This window comes from Myroides sp. C4067 (genome assembly GCF_038039665.1).
GTDB classification, from domain to species: Bacteria; Bacteroidota; Bacteroidia; order Flavobacteriales; family Flavobacteriaceae; genus Flavobacterium; species Flavobacterium odoratimimum.
Window position 1 is genome coordinate 155631 of record NZ_JBBPHJ010000003.1, and the last position, 24185, is coordinate 179815.

At 35.3% G+C, this 24185-nt stretch carries 27 protein-coding genes; 10 read left to right on the forward strand and 17 right to left on the reverse strand.

The window, feature by feature from the left end:
• Positions 1 to 2: 2 nt before the first annotated feature.
• From AABL87_RS03055 to pdxA, 10 genes are all read right to left on the reverse strand, one after another.
• The gene (locus AABL87_RS03055; protein WP_016650024.1) at positions 3 to 524 is read right to left on the reverse strand and encodes an NADH-quinone oxidoreductase subunit C; all 522 of its coding nucleotides are present in this window, start codon (positions 522 to 524) and stop codon (positions 3 to 5) included.
• A 1-nt stretch (position 525) separates the two neighbouring features.
• Positions 526 to 1077: an NADH-quinone oxidoreductase subunit B gene (locus AABL87_RS03060; RefSeq protein WP_006257691.1), complete on the reverse strand. Its 552-nt coding sequence runs from the start codon at positions 1075 to 1077 to the stop codon at positions 526 to 528.
• Positions 1078 to 1091: 14 nt separating this feature from the next.
• Positions 1092 to 1457, reverse strand: coding sequence for an NADH-quinone oxidoreductase subunit A (locus AABL87_RS03065; RefSeq protein WP_006257690.1), 366 nt, complete (start codon positions 1455 to 1457; stop codon positions 1092 to 1094).
• A gap of 209 nt (positions 1458 to 1666) precedes the next feature.
• Positions 1667 to 1867, reverse strand: coding sequence for a cold-shock protein (locus AABL87_RS03070; protein WP_006257689.1), 201 nt, complete (start codon positions 1865 to 1867; stop codon positions 1667 to 1669).
• A 254-nt stretch (positions 1868 to 2121) separates the two neighbouring features.
• On the reverse strand, positions 2122 to 3471 hold the full coding sequence (accC, locus tag AABL87_RS03075; protein ID WP_006257687.1) for an acetyl-CoA carboxylase biotin carboxylase subunit: 1350 nt from the start codon (positions 3469 to 3471) through the stop codon (positions 2122 to 2124).
• 72 nt (positions 3472 to 3543) lie between these two features.
• A complete protein-coding gene (gene accB, locus AABL87_RS03080) occupies positions 3544 to 4026 on the reverse strand; it encodes an acetyl-CoA carboxylase biotin carboxyl carrier protein (protein WP_341276927.1) in 483 nt (160 codons plus the stop codon).
• 24 nt (positions 4027 to 4050) lie between these two features.
• A complete protein-coding gene (locus tag AABL87_RS03085; protein ID WP_006257685.1) occupies positions 4051 to 5049 on the reverse strand; it encodes a beta-ketoacyl-ACP synthase III in 999 nt (332 codons plus the stop codon).
• A 161-nt stretch (positions 5050 to 5210) separates the two neighbouring features.
• On the reverse strand, positions 5211 to 5408 hold the full coding sequence (gene rpmF / locus AABL87_RS03090; protein WP_006257684.1) for a 50S ribosomal protein L32: 198 nt from the start codon (positions 5406 to 5408) through the stop codon (positions 5211 to 5213).
• Between the two features lie 9 nt (positions 5409 to 5417).
• Positions 5418 to 6041: a YceD family protein gene (locus tag AABL87_RS03095; RefSeq protein WP_016650026.1), complete on the reverse strand. Its 624-nt coding sequence runs from the start codon at positions 6039 to 6041 to the stop codon at positions 5418 to 5420.
• Positions 6042 to 6091: 50 nt separating this feature from the next.
• Positions 6092 to 7162 carry a 4-hydroxythreonine-4-phosphate dehydrogenase PdxA gene (pdxA, locus tag AABL87_RS03100; protein WP_341276928.1) on the reverse strand — a complete coding sequence of 357 codons (1071 nt, stop codon included), beginning with the start codon at positions 7160 to 7162 and terminating at the stop codon, positions 6092 to 6094.
• A gap of 57 nt (positions 7163 to 7219) precedes the next feature.
• Here pdxA and AABL87_RS03105 point away from each other — a divergent pair, with 57 nt between their 5' ends.
• The 4 genes from AABL87_RS03105 to AABL87_RS03120 all read left to right on the forward strand — a co-directional run bounded on the left by AABL87_RS03105 (position 7220) and on the right by AABL87_RS03120 (position 9501).
• A complete protein-coding gene (locus tag AABL87_RS03105; RefSeq protein ID WP_006262593.1) occupies positions 7220 to 7813 on the forward strand; it encodes a riboflavin synthase in 594 nt (197 codons plus the stop codon).
• Positions 7814 to 7881: 68 nt separating this feature from the next.
• Positions 7882 to 8463, forward strand: a complete 582-nt coding sequence (locus AABL87_RS03110; protein ID WP_006257678.1) for an RNA polymerase sigma factor — start codon at positions 7882 to 7884, stop codon at positions 8461 to 8463.
• Between the two features lie 2 nt (positions 8464 to 8465).
• On the forward strand, positions 8466 to 8693 hold the full coding sequence (locus AABL87_RS03115; protein ID WP_006257677.1) for a hypothetical protein: 228 nt from the start codon (positions 8466 to 8468) through the stop codon (positions 8691 to 8693).
• Positions 8677 to 9501 (forward strand): mechanosensitive ion channel family protein, encoded by an 825-nt coding sequence (locus AABL87_RS03120; RefSeq protein WP_006260495.1) that lies wholly within the window; start codon positions 8677 to 8679, stop codon positions 9499 to 9501. Before AABL87_RS03115 ends, AABL87_RS03120 begins: the two co-directional genes overlap by 17 nt.
• Before the next feature lie 457 nt (positions 9502 to 9958).
• Here the strand turns inward: AABL87_RS03120 and AABL87_RS03125 are convergent, their stop codons facing one another.
• On the reverse strand, positions 9959 to 10786 hold the full coding sequence (locus tag AABL87_RS03125) for a universal stress protein (RefSeq protein WP_006257674.1): 828 nt from the start codon (positions 10784 to 10786) through the stop codon (positions 9959 to 9961).
• A 170-nt stretch (positions 10787 to 10956) separates the two neighbouring features.
• Between AABL87_RS03125 and rimP the strand changes: the two genes are divergently transcribed.
• From rimP to AABL87_RS03145, 4 genes are all read left to right on the forward strand, one after another.
• Entirely contained in the window at positions 10957 to 11424 is a 468-nt protein-coding gene (rimP, locus tag AABL87_RS03130; protein ID WP_025124482.1) for a ribosome assembly cofactor RimP, read from the forward strand.
• Between the two features lie 14 nt (positions 11425 to 11438).
• Positions 11439 to 12677: a transcription termination factor NusA gene (nusA, locus tag AABL87_RS03135; protein ID WP_006257671.1), complete on the forward strand. Its 1239-nt coding sequence runs from the start codon at positions 11439 to 11441 to the stop codon at positions 12675 to 12677.
• Between the two features lie 45 nt (positions 12678 to 12722).
• Entirely contained in the window at positions 12723 to 15719 is a 2997-nt protein-coding gene (gene infB, locus AABL87_RS03140) for a translation initiation factor IF-2 (RefSeq protein ID WP_016650027.1), read from the forward strand.
• Between the two features lie 121 nt (positions 15720 to 15840).
• Positions 15841 to 16512 carry a zinc metallopeptidase gene (locus AABL87_RS03145; protein ID WP_006257669.1) on the forward strand — a complete coding sequence of 224 codons (672 nt, stop codon included), beginning with the start codon at positions 15841 to 15843 and terminating at the stop codon, positions 16510 to 16512.
• A gap of 33 nt (positions 16513 to 16545) precedes the next feature.
• On the opposite strand, the gene AABL87_RS03150 is transcribed toward AABL87_RS03145, so the two are convergent.
• On the reverse strand, positions 16546 to 17373 hold the full coding sequence (locus AABL87_RS03150) for an endonuclease/exonuclease/phosphatase family protein (protein WP_071307108.1): 828 nt from the start codon (positions 17371 to 17373) through the stop codon (positions 16546 to 16548).
• 151 nt (positions 17374 to 17524) lie between these two features.
• Between AABL87_RS03150 and AABL87_RS03155 the strand changes: the two genes are divergently transcribed.
• Together AABL87_RS03155 and AABL87_RS03160 are read left to right on the forward strand one after the other, a co-directional pair.
• A complete protein-coding gene (locus tag AABL87_RS03155; protein ID WP_006257667.1) occupies positions 17525 to 18484 on the forward strand; it encodes a bifunctional riboflavin kinase/FAD synthetase in 960 nt (319 codons plus the stop codon).
• Positions 18453 to 19775 (forward strand): HTTM domain-containing protein, encoded by a 1323-nt coding sequence (locus AABL87_RS03160; protein WP_071307109.1) that lies wholly within the window; start codon positions 18453 to 18455, stop codon positions 19773 to 19775. Before AABL87_RS03155 ends, AABL87_RS03160 begins: the two co-directional genes overlap by 32 nt.
• A 48-nt stretch (positions 19776 to 19823) precedes the next feature.
• Here the strand turns inward: AABL87_RS03160 and AABL87_RS03165 are convergent, their stop codons facing one another.
• From AABL87_RS03165 to AABL87_RS03185, 5 genes are all read right to left on the reverse strand, one after another.
• Positions 19824 to 20606 (reverse strand): UDP-2,3-diacylglucosamine diphosphatase, encoded by a 783-nt coding sequence (locus tag AABL87_RS03165; protein ID WP_071307110.1) that lies wholly within the window; start codon positions 20604 to 20606, stop codon positions 19824 to 19826.
• 3 nt (positions 20607 to 20609) lie between these two features.
• Positions 20610 to 21062 carry a 6-pyruvoyl trahydropterin synthase family protein gene (locus AABL87_RS03170; RefSeq protein WP_006257664.1) on the reverse strand — a complete coding sequence of 151 codons (453 nt, stop codon included), beginning with the start codon at positions 21060 to 21062 and terminating at the stop codon, positions 20610 to 20612.
• A gap of 93 nt (positions 21063 to 21155) precedes the next feature.
• Positions 21156 to 22124, reverse strand: coding sequence for a hypothetical protein (locus AABL87_RS03175; RefSeq protein ID WP_341276929.1), 969 nt, complete (start codon positions 22122 to 22124; stop codon positions 21156 to 21158).
• Between the two features lie 6 nt (positions 22125 to 22130).
• Positions 22131 to 22940 (reverse strand): hypothetical protein, encoded by an 810-nt coding sequence (locus AABL87_RS03180; RefSeq protein WP_071307112.1) that lies wholly within the window; start codon positions 22938 to 22940, stop codon positions 22131 to 22133.
• Between the two features lie 203 nt (positions 22941 to 23143).
• The gene (locus AABL87_RS03185) at positions 23144 to 23914 is read right to left on the reverse strand and encodes an enoyl-CoA hydratase/isomerase family protein (protein ID WP_071307113.1); all 771 of its coding nucleotides are present in this window, start codon (positions 23912 to 23914) and stop codon (positions 23144 to 23146) included.
• Positions 23915 to 24185 lie beyond the last annotated feature (271 nt).

Genomic DNA, 24185 nt, shown 5'->3' on the forward strand with positions numbered 1-24185 from the left:
TATTAAGAATTATGAACCGTTCTACCAAAGAATCTATCATCTTTGTCTGTTCTACCTGCATCTTCCATTGGGAACTCTTTTCTTAATGGGAAAGATTCCATCTGGTCCATATTTAATATTCTCTTCAATTGAGGATGATTCTTAAAGATAATTCCATAAAAATCATACGTTTCTCTTTCTTGCCAGTTTGCACTTTTAAACAAATCTGTAGCAGACTCTACAACTGGGTTTTTGATATCTAAGAAGGTTTTAAAACGAACTCTAATATTATCTGTCCAGTTGTGCATGTGGTATACCACCGCTAATTGACGTTCCGAAGGTAAGTCAGCATAATGAACTCCGCAAATATCTGTAAGGAAGTTAAAGTTCATCTCACTATCTTCTTTTAAAAACTTAAGAACATCGTGCGAAGCATTAGTTGCAACTTCAAAAGACAACATTCCATGTTGTTCATGAAATTCACTAACTGACATACCAAATGTTTCAATTAGTTTTTTTTGTAATGTAGTATTATCTAATGCCATACTATTTGTTTATGTTGTAAGAATTTAATAATTCATCATATTCTTTCGTACCTCTGCGATTAACAGATTCAGATTTTACAATTTCTTGTAGTCTTAGTACACCATCTAGAATTTGTTCTGGTCTAGGAGGGCACCCTGGTACATAAACGTCTACTGGGATTACTTTATCTATTCCCTGTAGTACAGAGTAAGTATCAAAAATCCCGCCAGAACAAGCACAAGCTCCAACAGCAATAACCCATTTTGGTTCAGCCATCTGTTCATATACTTGTCTTAAGATAGGAGCCATTTTTTTAGAAATAGTTCCCATAACCATTAGCATATCTGCTTGTCTAGGAGAGAAACTCATACGCTCAGAACCAAAACGAGCTACGTCATACGTAGCTGCCATTGTTGCCATGAATTCAATTCCACAACAAGAAGTTGCGAAAGGTAGAGGCCACATTGAATTAGCACGTGCTAATCCAACTACTGAACTTAATTTAGTAGCAAAGAATCCTTCTCCTACATATCCTTCCGGAGCTTCTACTGTATTATATTTTTTATCGCTCATCTCTATCTATTTTATTAATCCCACTCTAGTCCTTTTTTCTTGAATTCATATAGTAATCCGATTATGATTAGGAATAAGAAAATTCCCATTTTCATTAAACCGTCCCAACCGAACTCTTGGAAGTTAACTGCCCAAGGGTATAAGAAGATTACCTCTACATCAAATAATACGAATAGTATTGCTACAAGGAAGTATTTTACATTGAATGGGATACGTGCACTACCTAGTGACTCTAATCCACATTCCCATGTACTGTCTTTAATTTTAGAAGATTTTTTGGGACCTAATTTACTAGAAACCCAAATTGTCATGGATACAAACCCAGCAGCTAGTGCTATTTGCATTAAGATTGGGATGAAATCAAGTTGACTTGCCTGCATATCTAAAGTATTTATATTAATACAACATACAAATATACATTTGAGTTCTCGTTTTACAAAGCTTTGGTACTCTAGGTGTTGCCTAGTTTGACTCTAATGGCTTAATATGTATTTGGATTAATTATAAATAGAATGCTAGGTAATAAAAAAAGCTATCCATTTTTGAAATGAATAGCTTCTTCGTAATTGAAAATTTATATTGTAAAAAATTAATTTCCTATCACTTCTACATCTACAGCGATTAAACCTTTTTTACCTTTTTCTTCAGTATAAGAAACGCGGTCACCTTGGTTAATGCTTTTAGTTTTTAAACCTGTGATGTGAACAAAAATGTCTTGTTTAGTAGCTTCATTTGTGATAAAGCCAAATCCTTTGTCTTCATTGAAGAACTTAATTACGCCTGTATGCATTGTATTGAAATAAATAAAATTATGTTCAAATATAATGTTTGTTTCGAACTAAGTTTAGTTTTTTTTGATTTTTTTTTAAAAATTAATGTTTATTTAATTGATGAGGAGATTTTTATTTTCAATTCTATAATATATTTCGAATAGTTTGTGTTACTTCCAGCGCAATTTGCTTTTTGTGGTAGTAGGGGAGAGTGCTATTAAAAACAAAAAGGGCTATTCGATTAAGAATAGCCCTTTGAGATATCTGATATAGATTAATCCTCTAAAGGTTTCATTGTGAAACTTTCCATAAATGCGGTTGTATAGTTACCAGCGATATAGTTTGGATCATCCATTAATTGTCTATGGAATGGAATAGTCGTTTTGATTCCTTCAATTACGAATTCGTCTAATGCTCTTCTCATCTTGTTAATTGCCTCTTCTCTTGTTTGAGCAGTTGTAATTAACTTAGCGATCATAGAGTCATAGTTCGGAGGAATAGAGTATCCAGAGTACACGTGAGTGTCTAGACGTACACCGTGTCCACCAGGTGTGTGAAGAGTTGTAATCTTCCCTGGAGATGGGCGGAAGTCATTGAATGGATCCTCTGCATTGATACGACATTCTATTGAGTGCATTTTAGGCAAGTAATTTTTACCTGAAATTGGTGTGCCTGCTGCAACTAAAATTTGCTCTCTGATTAAGTCATAATCGATTACTTGTTCAGTGATAGGGTGTTCTACTTGGATACGAGTATTCATCTCCATGAAGTAGAAGTTTCTGTCTCTGTCTACTAAGAATTCGATAGTACCAGCACCTTCGTATTTAATGAATTCAGCAGCTTTTACAGCAGCTTCACCCATTTTGTGTCTCAATTCATCTGTCATGAATGGAGAAGGTGTTTCTTCTGTTAGTTTTTGGTGACGTCTTTGGATAGAACAGTCACGCTCAGAAAGGTGACATGCTTTACCATAAGAGTCTCCTACTACTTGGATCTCGATGTGACGTGGGTCAAGGATTAGTTTCTCCATGTACATACCATCGTTACCGAAAGCTGCAGAAGCTTCTTGACGTGCACTTTCCCATGCTCTATCTAGCTCTTCTTCTTTGAAGATTTCACGCATACCTTTACCACCACCACCAGCAGTAGCTTTCATCATTACTGGGTAACCGATAGCTTTAGCTGTTTTTTTGGCGTGTTCTAATGATTCTAATAATCCGTCAGAACCAGGTACAGTAGGTACTCCAGCTAATTTCATTGTTTCTTTAGCTGTGGCTTTATCTCCCATTTTTTCAATCATCTCTGGTCCAGCTCCGATGAACTTCACACCGTGCTCTTGACAGATTTTAGAAAATTTAGCGTTTTCTGATAAGAAACCGTAACCAGGGTGTATAGCATCTGCGTTTGTAATTTCAGCAGCAGCTATTATGTTTGAAATCTTTAAATACGATAAGTTACTTGGAGCAGGTCCAATACAAACAGCTTCATCCGCAAAACGAACGTGTAAACTATCTGCATCCGCAGTAGAGTAAACTGCTACAGTTTTAATGCCCATTTCTTTACATGTTCTGATAACACGTAAGGCAATTTCACCTCTATTAGCGATTAATATTTTTTTAAACATCTCTTGAAACTTTAATTTAACTTTAGTGAGTTTACTTCGTTAGAAAGTAAAAATTGGTGTGTTATAAATTTCTTAAGATGGATCAACTAAGAATAATGGTTGATCAAATTCTACTGGAGAAGCATCGTCAACTAATACTTTAACGATTTTACCTGAAATTTCAGATTCGATTTCGTTGAATAATTTCATTGCTTCGATTACACATACTACATCTCCTGCTTTAATAGTTTTTCCTACTTCAGCAAATGGTTCTTTGTCTGGAGCTGGTTTTCTATAGAATGTTCCAATGATTGGAGATTTTACAGTGATGTATTTAGAATCTTCGTTAGCTGCAGTTTCAGTTGCAGCTGGTGCAGCTGGAGTTGCAGCTTGTTGAGCAACAGGAGTTTGAGATAAAGCAGAAGCTACTGGTACTTGTTGGATGTAAGTAGTTTCAGTATTACCTGTTTCAGTTGTTTTAATGGTGATTTTAAAATCATCCATTTCTAATTTTACTTCTGTAGCTCCTGATTTTGCTACAAATTTAATTAAGTTTTGAATCTCTTTAATGTCCATACCTAATGTATTGGTTAGTTGTTTTTATTTCGCTGTGTACGCCCACTTTAAGTACATTGCACCCCACGTGAAACCACCTCCAAAAGTAGCAAAAATAATATTATCACCCTTTTTAAGTTGTTTTTCATAATCGCAAAGTAGTAATGGTAAAGTGGCAGACGTTGTATTTCCGTATCTTTCGATATTCATTAATACCTTTGAGTCATCTAAGCCCATTCTGTGAGCTGTAGCATCAATGATTCGTTTGTTCGCTTGGTGTGCAGCTAACCAAGTCACATCTTCATGAGAAAGATTGTTTCGTTGCATAACTTTTTCACTTACATCAGCCATGTTTGATACAGCATATTTAAATACTGTTTTTCCATCTTGGAATACATAGTGTTGTTTGTTTGCAACAGTTTCTGCACTTGCAGGTAAGATAGATCCACCTGCTTCGATTTTTAAGAACTCACGGCCAACACCGTCGCTTCTTAAGTATTCATCTTGTACTCCATAGCCTTCTGTGTTAGGCTCGAATAATACTGCTCCAGCAGCATCTCCGAAGATAATACAAGTTGCACGATCTGTATAATCGATGATTGAAGACATCTTGTCTGATCCGATCAACAATACTTTTTTATATCTACCTGATTCGATATATGCAGAAGCTACTGACATACCATATAAAAAGCTAGAACAAGCTGCTTGTAAATCAAATGAAAATGCATTCGTTGCTCCAATTTTTGTTGCAACATAAACTCCTGTAGAAGCTACAGGCATATCAGGTGTCGCTGTTGATAAGATTATACAATCGATATCTTTAGGATCTGTGCCTGATTTGCGTAATAAATCTTCTGCGGCTTTGATAGCCATATAAGAAGCTCCTTCACCAGGTTCTTTAAGAATTCTTCTTTCTTTAATTCCTGTACGGCTAGTTATCCATTCGTCGTTTGTATCTACCATCGTCTCTAAGTCTGTATTGGTTAACTTAGTCTCTGGTAGGTAGCATCCGATCGCTGTAATGGCTGCGTGTATTTTTGTCATATGGTGTTGCTTTACTTTATAAAAACATTCCAAAAAGAAGCGAAAATTACAAAAAAAAAACGAATTAACGGTTCTTTGGAGGCGTAAAGTACGTTTTTTGGGCTATATACCAAAAAAAAACTCTCACACATTGTGAGAGTTAATTTGTACTTTGTCTAAAGTTATGCCTCTACTTCAGCTGTTTTGTCGATTACAACTTGCCCTCTGTAGTACATTTTTCCTTCATGCCAGTAAGCTCTGTGATATAAGTGAGCTTCTCCTGTTACAGGACATGTAGCGATTGTTGGAGCTACAGCTTTGTAATGAGTTCTTCTCTTATCTCTTCTTGTTTTCGAGGTTTTTCTCTTAGGATGTGCCATTTTACTATATTATTTATCCGTTAATAGTTTCTTTAATTCTGCCCATCTAGGGTCAATATCTTTATTTGTATTTTCTTCTTCCTCTTCTACATCATCATCTTCTAGGTCGTCTATTAAGTCGAAGATTTCGTCATCTTCATCATCGAATAGACTGTCAAATTCGTCTTCATCTTCTTCATTAACGTAACCTAAGTAATCTAATGCTGCAGAATCTAATGTCCCATCTTTTACTCCAGGATGAACCCTTTTTTGAGGTATAGCTAGAACGATCATTTCATATATATATTGAGCTACATTTATTTGATGTTCAGTATATGGGATGATTAATATCTCATCGTGATCATCATTAAATGAATCTCCAAATTTAACTACCAAATCAATTTCACTCTCTACTGGCATGTCAAAATCTTGGTTTGTCACATCACAAGGTACATTTGCTATACCTTTTGCAGTGAAGTGTAACTCAAATAGATTAATTTTCTTGTCTAAAAGAACGTTTATGTCAGCATTAATATGATTGAAATCACTGTAGTTGTAGTTTTCGAAAAAACGGTCATCTACCTTAAAATCAAACGAATGCTTTCCGTTTTTTAATCCTGTAAAAGGTATTAAAAAGTCTTTTTCAATATTCATGGAATACATGATTTGAGCGTGCAAAGATAAAAAATTATTATAATTACAAGCTAGTTATCAAATTTTTTTGTGCTAAAATCTTTTTCTTGAGGCTGTAAAGGGTTTGCTGCTGCTTCGATATTTCTACTTCTATTGTTATAAATATCAATAGCTAGATATAGTGCTTCTTTAAAAGAAGTTTCGTCTGCAATGCCTTTTCCAGCTATTTCATAAGCAGTTCCGTGGTCAGGAGAAGTTCTAATCTTATCTAGACCAGCAGTATAGTTCACACCATGACCGAAAGAAAGTGCTTTGAAAGGGGCTAAACCTTGATCGTGGTAGCACGCTATCACTGCATCAAAGTGTTTGTGTGTTCCTGATCCGAAAAAACCATCTGCAGGAAATGGGCCTGAAATTAGAATGCCTTCATCATTAAGTTTTTCTACTGTCGGTTTTATGATTGTTAATTCTTCATTACCTATAACACCGCCGTCACCAGCGTGTGGGTTTAATCCTAAGATAGCAATGCGTGGTTTAAATATATTGAAATCTTGAATTAAAGTATCGTTTATCGTTTTTACTTTTTGTTCGATTAATTCAGGAGTGATTGCTTTCGCTACATCTTGTATTGGTAAATGATCTGTTAATAACCCTATTTTTAGATCTTCACTTACTAGTAGCATAAGAGCCTGTCCATCTAATTGTTCATTTAAATAATCAGTGTGTCCAGGGTACTTAAACTCGTCGTCTACACTATTATATTTATTGATAGGAGCTGTTATAAGTACATCTATCTCTCCATTTTTTAGAGCTTCAGTTGCTGCAACAAATGATTTGATAGCATATTTTCCAACGATGGGGTCATTTTTACCAAATGAAATATTAACGTTTTCTTTCCATAGATTTAGTACGTTTAATCTATTTGGGACAATTTGATTTAGATTGTCTATTCCTTGTATTGGTGTATTATTATCAATCGTTTTTTTTATATATGATAGAGGCTTTGAATTTCCGAATATAACAGGAGTGCAGATTTCTAGCATTCTACTGTCTTCGAAACATTTGAGTATAACTTCACTACCTATCCCATTTAGATCTCCGATAGAGATCCCTACTTTTATAATTTCTTCTTTGTGGCTCATAGTTTCGTCTAAATTATTCCTACTTTTGAAAGCAAATTTAATAAAATAAATGGAGTTATGTTTACAGGAATAGTTGAAAACATCGGAAATATCAAAAGAATAGAAAAAGAGCAAGAAAACTTACATATCACAGTAGAATCTGCATTTGCTAGTGAGTTACAGATCGATCAGAGCGTTTTACATAACGGTATCTGTTTGACAGTAGTAGCACTGGCAGATGGTGAATATACTGTTACTGCTATTAAAGAAACGATAGATGTGACAAGTATAGGACAGTGGCAAGTAGGGCAGGAGCTAAATCTAGAAAGAGCTATGCTGATGAATGGTCGCTTAGATGGGCATATCGTACAGGGACACGTAGATCATATCGCTACCTGTGTGAGTATCGAAGAAGTGGGAGGTAGTACATATTTTGGGTTTGAATATAAAAAGACGTCACAGCATGTGACGATAGAGAAAGGGTCTATTACTATAGATGGCACGAGTCTGACTGTTGTAGACTCTGGTATCAATACTTTTAAAGTTGCGATTATTCCATATACTTTAGAGCATACTATTTTTAAACATTATCAAGTCGGAACCGTGGTTAATCTTGAGTTTGATGTTGTTGGGAAGTATGTTGCTAAGTTGGTGCAATTGAGAAGTTTGTAGTAAATATTTAGTATTTTTATGGGACTATTGGTGTAAAAGACTTTACTTTGCACCTGAAAAAAAAGTATATGAAGTTTAATTCGCAAAATAGTAATTTTGCTGCGATGACGGATGAAGAGTTAGTACAATTCATTGTTCATAGTAGCAATACTAACTTATTTGGGATACTTTATGATCGGTACGCACAGAAAGTTTATGCGAAGTGTATTGGTTTTGCTGAGTCTAGGGATGTAGCAGAAGACCTTACACAAGATATTTTTGTGAAGTTGTATTTAAACCTAAAGAACTTTAGAGGTGATTCTAAATTTTCTACGTGGTTGTATTCTTTTGCGTATAATCATTGTGTTAATTATTCCAGGTTAGTTCTTAAGAAGAAGAGAAATGAAGAAACATTGGATGATGAGAATCAATACGCATTATCTGTAGAAGACGAGATTTCGGATGAGGAGATATTCTCATTGAGTGTCGATAGGTTACAAGAGTCATTAGTAAGGTTGGATCCGGAGGACAAGATTGTTTTGTTGATGAAATATCAGGATGACAAGTCTATTAAGGAGATTTCCACCCTGTTGGATTTAGGAGAGAGTGCGGTGAAAATGAGACTCCACAGGGCTAAGAAAAAAATTGTTGAAATTTATAACTCGTTGTAATTATGGATAATCCGTTTAAAAAAATTCTTCAGGACGAAAAATTACCAGATTACTTAAAAGATAGGGTAATAGATAATCTCAACTTTATTAAGTTATCACTAGATGTGTCAGAACTTTATACTGTTAAGGTTCCTCAGGCATTAGGTAGCCTGATAGGAGAAAAAGATGTGAAAAAAGAAAATGAAATAATCAATAAAATTAAAAATAGTAAGGATGATGGAACGTTATAACTTTGAGTATCCTAGTCAAATGATTAACTCTGTAATGAGCTCGTTATTACAAGGATTGATAGGATTTGTTTTTTTAGTAGGCTATATTTTAATTTCTTGGTTAATAATTAAGGTATGTTCTTATGTCTTAAAGAAGCTGTTTAAGGTTATTCGCTTAGAGAAAATACAAAATCTATTAAGCGAAAATGACTTTTTGAATAAGGTGAATATTAAGATCAGTGTGTCTGATATCTTAATATTCTTTGTAAAGGTGTTTTTAATCTTCTTAATGGTAGTAGTAGGAGCTGAGTTATTTGGTCTAGCTATTGTCTCTCGAGAGATTGGAAACCTGATGTTGTATATTCCTAAAGTGTTTGTAGCACTACTGATCTTCGTAGGAGGATTGTATTTTGCTACATGGGTAAAGAAAGCTATTGTGGAAGTGCTAAAGGCTGTTGACTTTAGTGGAGCACGTATGATAGGTAATATCTTATTCTATCTAATCTTGGTTTTTGTGTTTATTACTACATTGAATCAGATGGGTATAAACACAGATATTATTACTAATAATATCTCTATTATCGTAGGGGCTATCCTATTGACTGTAGCTTTATCATTAGGATTAGGGGCTAAAGATGTTGTGACTAGACTATTGTTCTCTTTTTACGCTCGTAAGAATCTAGAGTTAGGACAGCTAGTGCGTATCGATGGTCTAGAAGGATATGTGATCTCTATAGATAATATCTACCTATGTCTGTTAGTAGAAGGGAAGAAACACTATCTACCGATAGCTAAAGTATCAGAAAGTCATATCGAGATAATAAAATAAACTACAGGTAGCAGTAGCTATTTAGTTATAAGAAAAGGCGAATGTTCTCATGAATATTCGCCTTTTTTAGTATTAGTATCTTGGATTGAGGGTTGTTCTCTAAGATTAAAGTTGTTGAATAAGACTGTTTTTTTATTTTCTTTCCGCTCTTTTTGACTAGATATGGAGTTTATGACTTTGGTTGCTCTTTTTGTTTTATAATGCAGGATTGAGTTTTTTATAGAGTGTTGATTTATAGAACTATATTGTGTTTGGGCTTGGGGTTCTTCGGGTATTCTAGGGGTTTTCTTCGAGTTTGCTTGCCCAGAGAGGGGTTTTCTCGAAGAAATGTGCAAGGATAGTCGAAGGAATCTGCTAGGAACTAAAAGCAAAGAAGAGAGTAAATGAATAAAATAGGAGAAATAAAAAAGCTGATTGCGAATAGCAATCAGCTTTTTATATTATATAAGGATAGTACTTAGTCTATCTTGATAGTCAATACTGAGATAGGCGAGTGGTTTACTAAATCTTCACTGATACTTCCGTTGAAGAAATGAGCTAACCCTGTACGTCCGTGTGTAGCGATCGTGATTAGGTCTGCATTTGTTTTCTTAGAGAAGTTAAGAATTCCTTTTTCTACTGTTAGATCATTATAGATAGATAAGTCGTATTCTGTATCTGTGATGTCTTCTAAGAAGTCTTCTAATACTTGTTCTGCTACATGAGTAGGTTTAAAACTATTAGGAGTGTTTACCATCAGTAGGTGTAATTTCGTGTCGAACATCTGGTGTAGACGTAGAATCTTTTTAAAAGGTTCTTTCATATTATCAGTAAAGTCAGAAGCGAATACAAGATCGTTTACGTTGAAGTCATCTCCTTCGCCTTTAATTACTAATACAGGTGCGTCAGACGTTCTCACTACTTTCTGAGTGTTAGAACCTACGAAGTATTCTTTCGCTCCGCTCGCTCCATGAGATCCCATTACGATAAGGTCTGCTTTATTCGTCTCTGCTGTCTTAGTCACGCCATAAGCCGTTCTGTCTAGGATAAGACTAGTAGATACCTTAATGCCTTCGAATAGGTCAGATAGGGCTAATTCTCTTAGTTTCTCTTCAGCAGCGTTCTTGAAGAACATTACTTCAGGAGCAGGAGTACCTTTGTTGATACTATCATTTCCTTGTTGTGGCAAGTCCAAGATGTGTAATAGTAATATTTCTGCATCTCCTTTTTTAGCTATACAAGCAGCTACCTTGATAGCGTTATAAGCTTGTGTAGAAAAATCTGTTGGGACTAGTATTTTTTTCATAGTGATATTTGTTGTTTTATTTTGATTTAATTACATGATTTAAAGTTAAGAATATAATTATCAATAGGCAAAAGTTTTATTTGTAATAAAAAAATTAATATCTTTGCACAGTTATTTATTAAAAAAGTTAAATAATGAGGGGACAAAGTAGTCCCCTCTTTTTATAGCATATGACATTAAAAAGTAAAGTACAAGAATTAATAGATAAGGCTTTAGAAGAGCATACATCTATATTTATTATAGATTTTACGGTGTCTGCTGACAATAAAATCACTCTAACTATAGATGGTGATGAAGGTGTGACATTACAAGATTGTATAAATTTTAGTAGAGCTATAGAGCATAATTTAGATAGAGAAGAGCAGGATTTCTCTCTAGAGGTAGCATCAGCAGGTGCAACAGCGCCTTTAAAATTACTTCGTCAATACCATAAGAACATTGGTAGAAAGCTGAAAGTAGTGACGCTAGATCAAGAGAAATATGAGGCTACTCTAGAGAATGTGATCGATAACCAGATTGTCCTAACATGGAAGGCTAGAGAGCCTAAACCTGTTGGAAAAGGGAAGGTGACAGTAGAGAAAGAAGCTGTGATTCCTTTTGAGAATATTAAAGAAGCGAATGTTATAATTTCATTTTAAAATAAAAAAAGCACATGGAGAATAGAGATTTAGTAGATTCATTCTCAGAATTTAAAGACGAAAAAGATATTGAGCGTGTAACGCTGATGGCCATCTTAGAAGATGTATTTAGAAATGCATTGAAAAAAAGATTTGGTAACGATGATAACTTTGATATCATTGTTAACCCAGATAAAGGAGATTGCCAGATATTCAGAAACCGTGTAGTAGTAAATGATGGGGAAGTAGAGAATGATAACTATGAAATTTCATTATCTCAAGCACGCAAGATCGAACCAGATTTTGAAGTAGGAGAAGAAGTTTCAGAAGAGGTTAAATTAGAGGAGTTAGGAAGACGTGCTATTTTAGCATTGCGCCAAAACTTAAACTCTAAAGTGACTGAGCACGATAATACTACTTTATACAAACAGTTCAAAGATATTATTGGAGAAGTTTATTCAGCAGAAGTGCACCACATCCGTCCAAAAGTTGTAATTTTGATGGATGAGGAAGGAAATGAAATCGTTTTACCAAAAGATAAACAGATTCCATCTGACTTCTTTAGAAAAGGTGATACTGTAAAAGGAATCATCGAAGCAGTAGAATTAAAAGGATCTAAACCTCAAATCATCATGTCTAGAACTGCTACTGAGTTCTTAGAAAGATTATTCGAGCAAGAAATCCCTGAGATCGCTGATGGACACATCACTATTAAGAAAGTGGTACGTATCCCTGGAGAAAAAGCAAAAGTGGCAGTAGATACTTTTGATGATCGTATCGATCCAGTAGGAGCGTGTGTAGGTATGAAAGGATCTCGTATCCATGGTATCGTTCGCGAATTAGGAAATGAGAATATAGACGTAATTAATTTTACTAATAATACAGAATTATTCGTTAAGCGTGCCTTAGCACCTGCTAACGTAAATAAAGTAGTTCTGAATGAAGAGACTAAAAAAGCAAATGTTTATTTAGCTCTAGAAGAGGTATCACGTGCGATAGGACGTGGTGGACAAAACATCAAATTAGCTGGTATGTTAACTGGATATGATATTGATGTTATGCGTGAATTAAACCCAGAAGACGATGACGTAGAATTAAAAGAATTCAAAGACGAAATCGACGAGTGGGTAATTGAAGAATTTGCAAGAATCGGTTTAGATACGGCTAAGAGCGTTTTAAGCCTAAGTGTTGAAGAGTTAATGAAACGTACTGATCTTGAAGATGAAACAATTGAGAATGTACTTAGAATCTTGAAAGAAGAATTCGAGGATTAATTACAAGTTAACAACACAACACATTTAATACACTAAAAGGATAATATGTCTGAAGAAAGAGCAATAAGAATTAATAAAGTTTTAAGGGAATTGAATATTTCTCTCGATAGAGCCGTTGACTTTTTAAAAGGAAAAGGTTTCGATATCGACGCAACACCTAATGCTAAAATTTCTGATCAAGAATATAGTGTTTTGTGTAAACAATTTTCTGCTGATAAAGGTAAGAAAGAGGCATCTATTGAAGTAAGTGAAGAGAAAAAGAAAGAGAAAGAGGCCTTGAAAATTGAGCGTGATAAAGAATTAGAGGAGAAGAAAAAACAAGAGGAAGCACGTATTAAGCGTGAACAAGAAATTATCCGAGCTAAAGCTGAAGAAATTGCAGCTATTAAAACTGTGGGTAAAATCGATCTTGAGCCTAAAAAAACTAAAGCTTCTTCAGACGATTCTAATAAAGAAAATAAATCTTTTGAAAAAGATGCCAAAGCTCCTGCTAAAGAGAGTAAGCAAAAACAAGCTAATGAGGTTATAGAGGATAAGAAAGAGACTGTCGCTAAACCTGTAGTTGATAAGGAAGCATCTAAAGTAACGAACTCAAATAAACAAGTGGAAGCTAAAAAAGAGGTGGAAAAACCAAAACAGAAAGAATCTGTAGCAGGAAGTAAGGATGCTTCATCTAACAAAGTGGATTCTAAAAAAGCAGAGTCTAACAAAGCGGAAGAGGCTGCTAAGACAGAAGAAAACGCAGGAGAGGAGATGATTAAAACTAATTATCAAAAACTTTCTGGTACTACTTTTACTGGACAGACTATCGATTTATCTCAATTCGATAAGCCTAAAAAGAAAAAAGAAGAGCCTAAAAAAGGTGGTAACAACGCTGGTAACAATGCGAAACCAGGTGCTGGTAATGCCGCTAATAAGAATAAGAGAAAACGTATAGCTAAACCAGGTACTGCTGAAGGTGGTAATACTACTAATAACAATAGCAATAATGCTAATGGTGGTAATAACAACAACAATAACAGAAACCAAGGTGGCGGGCAAAGAAATAACAACAATAATAACAATACTGGTGGAAACAAATTTGGTAATAGAAACCAAAGACGTAACCAACAAGCTCCTGTAGTTAAGGCTGAGCCAACAGAAGAAGAAGTTAAAAACCAAATCAAGGAGACACTAGAACGTCTTCAAGGTAAAGGTAATAAGTCTAAATCTGCTAAATACCGTCGTGATAAACGTGATGTACACCGTAAGAAAACGGATGACGAACAAAAAGCATTAGAAGCTGGAAGTAAAATATTAAAAGTTACTGAGTTCGTTACTGTAGGTGAGATCGCTACTATGATGGATGTGCCTATTACTAAAGTTATCGGTACATGTATGTCATTAGGTATCATGGTAACAATGAATCAACGTCTAGATGCTGAGACATTGACTATCGTGGCTGATGAGTTCGGATACGAAGTAGACTTTACTACTGCAGCTATTGAAGAGGCTATCGAAGAGGCTCCAGATAGACCAGAAGATTTAAAATCTCGTGCTCCTATCGTTACTGTAATGGGACACGTTGACCACGGTAAGACATCGTTACTTGACTACGTTCGTAAAGCTAACGTTATCGCTGGTGAGTCAGGAGGTATTACGCAGCACATCGGTGCGTATGGGGTAACTTTAGAAAATGGTCAAAAGATTACTTTCTTAGATACACCAGGTCACGAGGCGTTTACTGCGATGCGTGCACGTGGTGCGCAAGTAACGGATATCGTTATTATCGTAATCGCTGCGGATGATGACATCATGCCACAAACGAAAGAGGCTATTAGCCACGCTCAAGCGGCAGGTGTACCTATTATCTTCGCGATCAATAAGGTAGATAAGCCAACGGCTAACCCTGATAAGATTAAAGAAAAGTTAGCATCAATGAACTTGCTAGTAGAAGAATGGGGTGGTACTTACCAATCTCAAGATATCTCTGCTAAACAAGGTATTGGTATGACTGAATTACTTGAAAAAGTATTGCTAGAAGCTGAAATGTTAGAGCTGAAAGCTAACCCAGATAAGTTAGCAGTAGGTACTGTAGTAGAGGCATTCTTAGATAAAGGTAGAGGATATGTATCTACTGTATTAGTACAAGCTGGTACTCTTCGTGTAGGAGATTATTTATTAGCAGGATGTAACCATGGTAAAGTACGTGCTATGCACGATGAGCGTGGTAAGTCTATTAAAGTAGCTGGTCCTTCAACTCCAATCTCTGTATTAGGTCTTGATGGTGCGCCAACTGCAGGTGATAAATTCAACGTATTCGAAGAAGAAAAAGAAGCAAAACAAATTGCATCTAAACGTACTCAGCTGATCCGCGAACAATCTGTACGTGCTCAACGTCACATTACGTTAGCAGAGATTGGACGTCGTATCGCATTAGGAGATTTCAAAGAGTTGAACATTATCTTAAAAGGGGACGTGGATGGTTCTGTTGAGGCATTATCTGATTCATTCTCTAAATTATCTACAGAAGAAATTCAAATCAACATTATCCACAAAGGAGTTGGTGCGATTACAGAATCTGACGTATTGTTAGCATCTGCTTCTGACGCGATCATTATCGGATTTAACGTTCGTCCTATGGCATCTGCTAAAGTATTAGCTGATAAAGAAGAGATCGATATCCGTAACTACTCTATCATCTATGCTGCTATCGATGACCTTAAAGATGCAATGGAAGGTATGTTATCTCCAGAGCTTAAAGAAGAGGTTACTGGTACTGCTGAGATCCGTGAGTTGTTCAAAATTTCTAAAGTGGGAACTATCGCTGGATGTATGGTTACAGATGGTAAGATATTCCGTAGCTCTAGAATCCGCTTAATCCGTGAAGGTGTAGTAATCTACACTGGAGAGTTAACTGCTCTTAAACGTTTCAAAGATGACGTTAAAGAAGTTTCTAAAGGATATGATTGTGGTATTCAGATTAAAAACTACAACGACATTAAGGAGTATGACGTAATCGAAGCTTTCCAAGAAGTAGAGGTTAAAAAGAAACTTAAATAGTATAAAATATAGTTAATAAGAGAGGGTTACAGGGATGTAACCCTTTTTTTATGTCAAAATGTCTTATTTTTAGTTTGGCTTATAATTTGTAGATTTAATTAAAAAAGAAAAACGTCTAAGTATGATTTGGATTTTTATGATTGCGATAATGGGTGCTAGTTGGTTAGTAGGTTATCGCTTAAAAAGTAAATTTGAGAAATATTCTAAAGTACAACTTCAGAATGGGATGAGTGGTGCAGAGATAGCACAGAAGATGTTGTTTGATCATGGGATCAGAGACGTAAGAGTTATTTCTACTCCAGGTAGGCTGACTGACCACTATAATCCAATGGATAAAACAGTCAACTTAAGTGAGGCTGTGTATAATGAGCGCAATGCTGCTGCGGCTGCTGTTGCTGCCCATGAGGTAGGACACGCTGTACAGCATGCTGAGGCATATCACTGGCTGACTATGCGCTCTAAGTTAGTTCCTATTGTTAGCTTTTCGTCTAATATAGTGACGTGGGTATTATTAGGAGGTGTGTTAATGATTAATACATTTCCGCAGTTGTTATTAATCGGGATTATTTTGTTTGCGATGACGACGATATTCTCTTTTGTAACGTTACCTGTAGAGTACGATGCGAGTAATCGTGCGTTAAAGTGGTTACAAGCGAAGAATATAGTGACTCAAGGAGAATATGCAGGAGCTAAAGATTCGTTGAAATGGGCAGCTCGTACGTATGTAGTGGCTGCGATAAGTTCACTAGGTACGCTACTGTACTATGTAATGATCTATATGAATAGAAGATAATAAAAAAGACCTCTGCTAAAGAGGTCTTTTGGGTTATAATATATTCAACGTGATGAGTAATGGGATGTGATCAGATACTTTTCTTGCTATGCTAATTTCTTCAAAGTCTTCAAAGAAGTAGATAGGCTTAGCACTGATAAGTTCATTCTTATCAGGGTGATAAAAGATATTATCATACTCTGATGCTAGACAGTCACCTTTAAGGCATTTCTGTCTAAGGCTCGTCTTCTGTGTAGAGAAGCTAGGTAGATACCCTTGTTTCTTTAAGGGATTAAATACGCTGTGGCTTTCACTTAAGTTAAAATCACCTAAGAAGATAAGGTTGTGTTCAGGATAGTGTTCGGGAAAGAATTTGAGGTACTTGATTTCTTTCTCAGGCTGATGTTTAGTTGGTAGTGCGTGTAAACTACTTATCGTTATTTCTTTTCCTTTATAAATAAATGTAGCCATATAAGGCTCTCTCTCTATTTCCTCTTGATAAGTAGGTTCAAGAAAAGGTTTGCCTTTTAGCTTGACTTTACTAGTTCTCCATAGGTAAGCATAGCGTTCTGAGCGATATGGTGAACTAACAGTAGGATCGCTTATCGCATAGTCCCATTTGGCCCCTGAGGATCTGTTTAGTTCTTCGTGTATCTTAGCAATAGTTTGTGCGCCTGTAGGGTTAGTAACAACCTCTTGTATAGCTATGATGTCTGTTTGTTTAATCGTTTTGGCGATGTATTCTATATTCTCTTGTGATTTATTCTTTCCGACGTTAAGTAAATTCCAAGTCATTATTTTAACTTGGGCATTAACTGAAAAAGAAACAATAAGAGTGATAATAAATAAAGTTAAGGCTTTTAAAAATCTAGTGTTAGGCATATTGAATTTTGTTAAAAGGCGTTAGATTATAGTCATTTTATAAAGAGGCATTTATAAAAATGACGTATTTTTACGCAGTTTTGTTCTCTACCCAGTCATTGGGAATAAAGGGGCACAAAAATAGTAATGTAACTGATATAAACTTTAAAAATTGAAAACATTTTCTTCTATAGCTGATTTTAATTGCGATAAAAAAGTAGTTGCTACATTAGGTACTTTTGATGGAGTACACGTAGGACATCAGATGATTATCAAAAAGCTTGTTGATTCTGCTAAAGCTAATGGTGGCGAGAGTTTGGTGTTGACCTTCTTTCCTCATCCTCGCATGGTTTTAAAGCAGGATAACAGTATTCGATTACTGAATACTATAGAAGAGAAGAAAGAGCTTTTAAAAGGATTAGAATTAGATAATCTAGTCATTCAAAAGTTTGACTTAGAGTTCGCTCAGTTATCAGCAGAAGAGTTCGTAAAGCTGGTATTAGTAGATAAATTTAATATCTCTAAAATAATTATAGGCTATGATCATCGCTTCGGAAAAAATAGAACTGCTGATATTCATGATTTAAAGGCATTCGGTGAGAAATATGGCTTTGAAGTAGAGGAGATCTCTGCTCAAGAAATAGATCATGTCTCTATTAGTTCTACTAAGATACGCGTTGCTCTAGAAGAAGACGGTAATATGATGTTGGCGAATGAGTTCTTAGGGTATGAGTACTATTTCTCTGGTACAGTAGTACACGGTAAGAAATTAGGCCGTAAGTTAGGTTTTCCTACAGCGAATATTGTTGTGGACGAAGATTATAAATTGATTCCTGAGAACGGTGTGTATGTGGTAGAATCTGAGTTAAATGGAGCGAAAGTGATGGGAATGATGAGTGTAGGTATTAACCCTACCTTTGCAGACCATCCTTATACGATAGAAGTAAATTATTTAGATTGGGATGGTGATTTATACGACCAAAAGTTAAAAGTTCGTATCTTAGACAGAATAAGAGATGAATTAAAATTTAGTGGACTTGATGAGTTAATCGCGAAGTTAAAAGATGACGAACGTGTGACTCGAGAGTTCTTCAGTCGTTATGAAGGAAAAACTGTACCGTCAGATAGATAATTCTCCGTTAATTATCTTTCGAATATTCTTTGGTTTCTTATTCGCTTGTGAGTCATTCGGCGCGATTGCTACAGGTTGGGTAAGAGATAATCTAGTCGATGTAAAGATTACATTCTCCCATATCTATATGGACTTTCTACAGGTGCTAGTAGGTCCTCAGATGTATGTCTACTTTTTTGTGATGGGCTGTGTGTCAGTGGCTGTTATGCTTGGGTATCGATATAAGTGGACTATGCCACTGCTAACGATATTATGGGCAGGCGCTTATTTTATACAGAAGACATCTTATAATAATCACTACTATATGTTATTAGTGATCTGTGTGTATATGTGTTTCGTACCTGCTAATCGATATGCTTCTCTTGATGTAAAAAGCAACAGGGTAACAGAAGAACACTCCATGCCTTATTACATCTCTTGGCTATTTATCTTTCAGGTATTCATGCTTTATGTCTATGGTACTGTGGCTAAGTTCTATCCAGATTGGTTAGATGGTACGTTTACAAAGTTGATGTATCAAGGAGCTAATATTCCTGATGTGTTTAAGCAAGTATTTACACAGGATTGGTTCTATGTCTCTATTGCTTATTTAGGGATTATATTTGATGGACTAGTAGTGTTCTTATTGTTGTATAAACGCACGCGTACTTTAGCCGTTATAGCCTCATTGGTATTTCACTTGTTTAATTCTATCACCTTACATATCGGTATATTCCCTTATTTTGCATTGAGTTTTGCTGTGTTTTTCTATGAACCAGAGCAAGTAAGAAGTTGGTTCTTTAAGAAGAAAACTCCTTTAGATGAGGATACTTTAAAAGAAGAACAAGCTGTGGCAAGGCATTTCTCTCCTCAAGTGAAGTATTTCTTATTGGCATTTATGTTTGTACAATTAGTGCTTCCTCTAAGACATTATTTTATCAAGGGAGATGTGTTATGGACTGATGAAGCTCATCGTCTTAGCTGGCGTATGATGCTTAGATCAAGGAGTGGTTATACGAATTATATAGTAGAAAATAAAAAAACAGGGGATAGAAAGTATTACGATATAGAAGATGTGCTAACTAATAAACAGATGGCTCGCCTGTCTTCTCCAGATATGATCTGGCAGATGGCACAATATATCAAAAAAGAATATGAAGCAAAAGGAGAGGACGTGGCAGTATATGCTGAAAGTTATGTATCCATTAATCAACGTGATTTAAGTCAATTCGTAGATCCTAAAGTAGACTTAGGAGCTGTGGGTTGGGATTACTTTACGCACTGTGAGTGGATATTAGAGAAGCCTTTTTAGAATAAAAGAGATAACAAAAAACGCATACTGATCAGTATGCGTTTTTTGTTATTGTTTAGCTTCAGCAAGCTCTTTCTTATATTCTATTAGATGTAGACTAGTATCGTACTTACCATAGGTGAAGTAGCTAATCCAATCTCCTAGGTTGATGTATTTAGACTGGTCATTTAAGTCAATAATCATTGGTAAATGACGGTGCCCAAAAACGAAGTAGTCGTAATGAGTGGTTTCTAATTTGCGTTTAGCATATAGAATTAACCATTCGTTATCTTCGCCTAAGAATTTAATATCTTCATCTCCTGATATCAGTTTATTCTTAACAGATAGGTAAGAACCAAGTCTAACGCCGATGTCTGGATGTAACCATCTGAACAGCCATTTAGAGAAAGGATTAGTAAAGACTTTCTTCATTCTCTTATAGCCCATATCTCCAGGTCCTAGTCCATCTCCATGTCCGATAAAGAACTTCTTACCATTAATGTCAAATACTTTAGGCTCGTGATATACTGGTATTCCTAGTTCTGTCTGAAAATAGTCATCCATCCATAAGTCGTGGTTTCCTACAAAGAAGAAAACAGGAATGCCTCTATCTTTGATTTCAGCCAATTTACCAAGTATTCTTACAAAACCTTTAGGTACTACAGTCTTGTACTCAAACCAGAAGTCAAATAAATCTCCTAGTATGAATAAGGCGCCCATATCATCTTCTTTCTCGCGTAGCCACTGTAAGAATAACTCTTCTCTAGGAAGGCTTTTCTCTCGACTAGGTGCTCCGAAGTGCTGATCAGAAGCGAAGTATATACTCTTATCTGTATTAATTGTAAAACTCAAGTCCTATAAATTATCTGATTGATGCCATTCAGCGTATGATGATTCTGTTTCTTGTAATCTTAATGAATATAGTTCTATCCCTTCAGGTAATTTGCTTTTTATCTTCTGAGCGAAGTCAATAACCATGTTCTCGCTAGTTGGTTGATAATCGACAAGAATAACGTGGTGTCCGCGTTCTTCTAGTTCTTTTGCTAATTCTATATGAGGGGTATTTTTATTGAAAACAGTAGCGTGATCGAATACATCTACGATATCTCCTTTCACTATTTTTTTTAAGTCTCCAAAATCTATAACCATACCATACTTCACATTATTAGTATCCTCTATCGGAGTACCAATAACTGTAACAGCTAGCTTATAACTATGACCGTGTACGTTACGACATTTACCATCATAACCATATAAGGCATGTCCTGTTTCAAATGTGAATTGTTTTGTAATTCTAATCTTAGGCATAACTAAAAATTTTGGCAAAGGTACACAAAAATATAGTTGACCTCCTATATTTAGCGTAGCCTTTTCTCTTTATCCTTAAAGAGATGACTTCGTTTAGAATAATCTATATCTAACTTGGAAGGATACTTTAGGCCACCATTTAATTCGATTTAACCATTTCTCTCCTTTTTCGTTGTATTCAAAACTGTCTTGGAGATTGAAAAGCACTTTGCTTCCATCTTGTTTTAGTTCATAGTCCCCTTGGTACATCATCCCAAGCTCGAATGAGAAGCCTAGCTTTTTATTCGTTACCACTCTTCCTATTCCTATCCCTAGATAAGGCTTGATAATACTACCGAGTGTAACATCAGCTTCCATATTCCCTTCATTTAACTTGATTTGGTTCCCTTGAAAATCTAAGTATTCTGGCCATTCTCCATATAGAGGTTTTGCTCTATCTCCTTGATGATTGATTAGATATCCATCTAAGGCTGTTTTATTTTGACCAAAGTAGAAACCACCTGAAAGGAAGAATAGACCATCAGGTACAGGATAAAAGTCAACTAAGGTGTGAGCATGTATCATATGATTTTTACCTTTGATAGCAAGATTTGGTTTATAACCAAAAAGACGAACTAAATCCCCTTGAGGATCATCAATACCAACGTCATAGTGCTTAGAGTTAAAGAAGAATAAGTTTATACCTCCTCTAAGTTTTAAATAGCTGTTGATAAGAGTCAATGCTTCAAGCGTTAGCCCCATCGTAGATACTCCTGCACTTAATGTCCATTCATAGAAGCGTTGGTCAGAGTAGTGCTTCGCTATATTATCTCTCACGAATTCGTCTTCACCTACATGTAGTAAGTAAGCTGTAGAATTATTGGGAGGTAAGGTAGGAGGTCCTGACTTCTTTTTCTTCTTTTTGTCTTCTTTAGGTTGTTGTTGATCTGTTGTTTTCTCTTGACTTACTTCTTCTACAGTATTTACTGCTGTACTCTCAGTGGGTTCTTCTTGTGCGTAAGAGTTTGTAGAGTAGATAAATAAGCAAGATAAGATGACTGTTGTGATATACTTTAATTTCATGATATTTTAGAATATTCGGTAATTAATTTGAAAGTTTACCATTGGCCATAGTTTTAGCCATTTGGTTACTTTATCTGCATCTTCTATTGAAGCATTAAGGTCGCTTGTAGAAGCAACTGTTCTACCGTTTTGTTTTAAAGTATAGTCTCCTTGGTATAATACTCCAAGTTCAAACTTAACTCCTAAACGTTTTTTAGAAACAGCTCTTCCTAATCCAATACCTATATATGGTTTGATTACTTGACCTAATGTTAGCTCTGCGTTTATCTTACCATCTATTACTGCTAGTTCTTTGCCATCGAACTCTATTATAGGCCAGTCATGACCAGGTTTTAGTTCAGCTGGGGTACCATTACCATCTGTTAATAGTCCATCCGCTTCAAGTTTAGTACTTCCTAAATAGAAACCCGCAGTAAGATGAAATATTCCTTTTCTAAAAGGGTAATAATCTACTAGTGCGTGTCCATGAATAGCTTTTATACTACCATGCATTTCATAAGTAGGTGTATAACCAAAGGCTTCGTGTAGTATTCCTTCTTGATCATCAAAGTTTACATCGTACTTCTTAGAATTGAACTCAAAATAATCTAATCCTGCTCTAAGTTTTAAACTTGAATTAATAGGAGTCGCTGCTTCTATGGTAAATCCTAATGTAGAAACTCCGGCAGCAATATTTAAATGACTTAGAAAACCTCCTTCATAATGTGAGGTACTGTACCTCCCTTTATCTCTGTAATCATCTAGCTTTAGCGGTTCTGAAGCAACAGCTTTGCAAGCGATTAAAAGTATTGGAAGTAAGTACTTTAGTGATTTCATAGTTTTATATTTTTTAGCAAATATAGTACAATGAGTTAATTAAAATTAACATTATTGATAAAGAGATGATTATTGTAAGTAAAAAGATTTTATATTGACATGTTTTTATTTAATCTTGATGTATTGTGTTTTGTTTTTAAGAATAATGGTGTTTATATATAAAAAATCCTTCTAGAGATATTGTTCTAGAAGGATGAGATATGTTATTTAGCTTTAAATTGGTTAAGCGCATTTATTGTAAATTCTGATAATACTAGTCTACCTGATATTTCAGCACGTTGATGTAATAATTCTGTCCAATGGTCTGTTCCTTCCCAGAATATTTTCTTCATTTCGCATAGCGCTTCTGGGTTATATGAACTTATCTTAGTAGCGAAAGTCTCTACTTCTAAGTCAAGTCTGTCTACAGTATCATATACCTCGCTATACAATCCGTGATTCTGTGCCCAAGTAGCTGTTTTCCATTCGTGTGCTGCAAGAGACATTGCTGTGAAGGCTGTTTTACCTATTTTGCGTGAGACCGCAGGCTCGATTACAAAAGGCCCTATCCCGATGGCTAGTTCTGATAGTTTAATAGAAGCGTTCGTTGTTGCAAAACAGTAATCACATGCAGCTGCTAGTCCTACTCCTCCTCCTACAGTTTTGCCATGGACACGACCGATAAATATCTTCGGACTTTTGCGCATTGCATTGATAACATTAGCAAAACCTGAGAAGAAAGCCTGTCCTGTAGTAGTATCTTTAATAGAAAGTAATTCATCAAAAGACGCCCCTGCACAGAAGGCTCCTGTTCCTTCACTTTTTAGAATGATTGTATTAATATGAGTATTGCTACTAAGTTTAGTAATAATACTAGTTAGCTTTTCTAATTGTGAACTTGGAAATGAGTTACTAGCTGGACTATAAAATGATATAGTTGCTACTTTATCTTGAATAGATTCTGTTATAAAAGGTGTATTATGGTCTTGGTTCATGGTTAATAATTTTATTTTAAAAATAGTAAATAAAGATTAGAATGCCTTATTTTTCTGAGTTTCCTTTCTTTGATATAAATTTAACAGTCACATAATGTGAATATTAGGTGTTTTAATTTAGCAGTAAAAAGAGCTTATGGATAATGATACCTTGTTCACTTTCTTATAATTTAATTATTAAATCATATTTTATCAAAAAATAGTAATTTTTCACTTGCTTTTAAGGAATTGTATTCTGCTTTGTGTTGTATTAAATGTTAGGATGATGAAC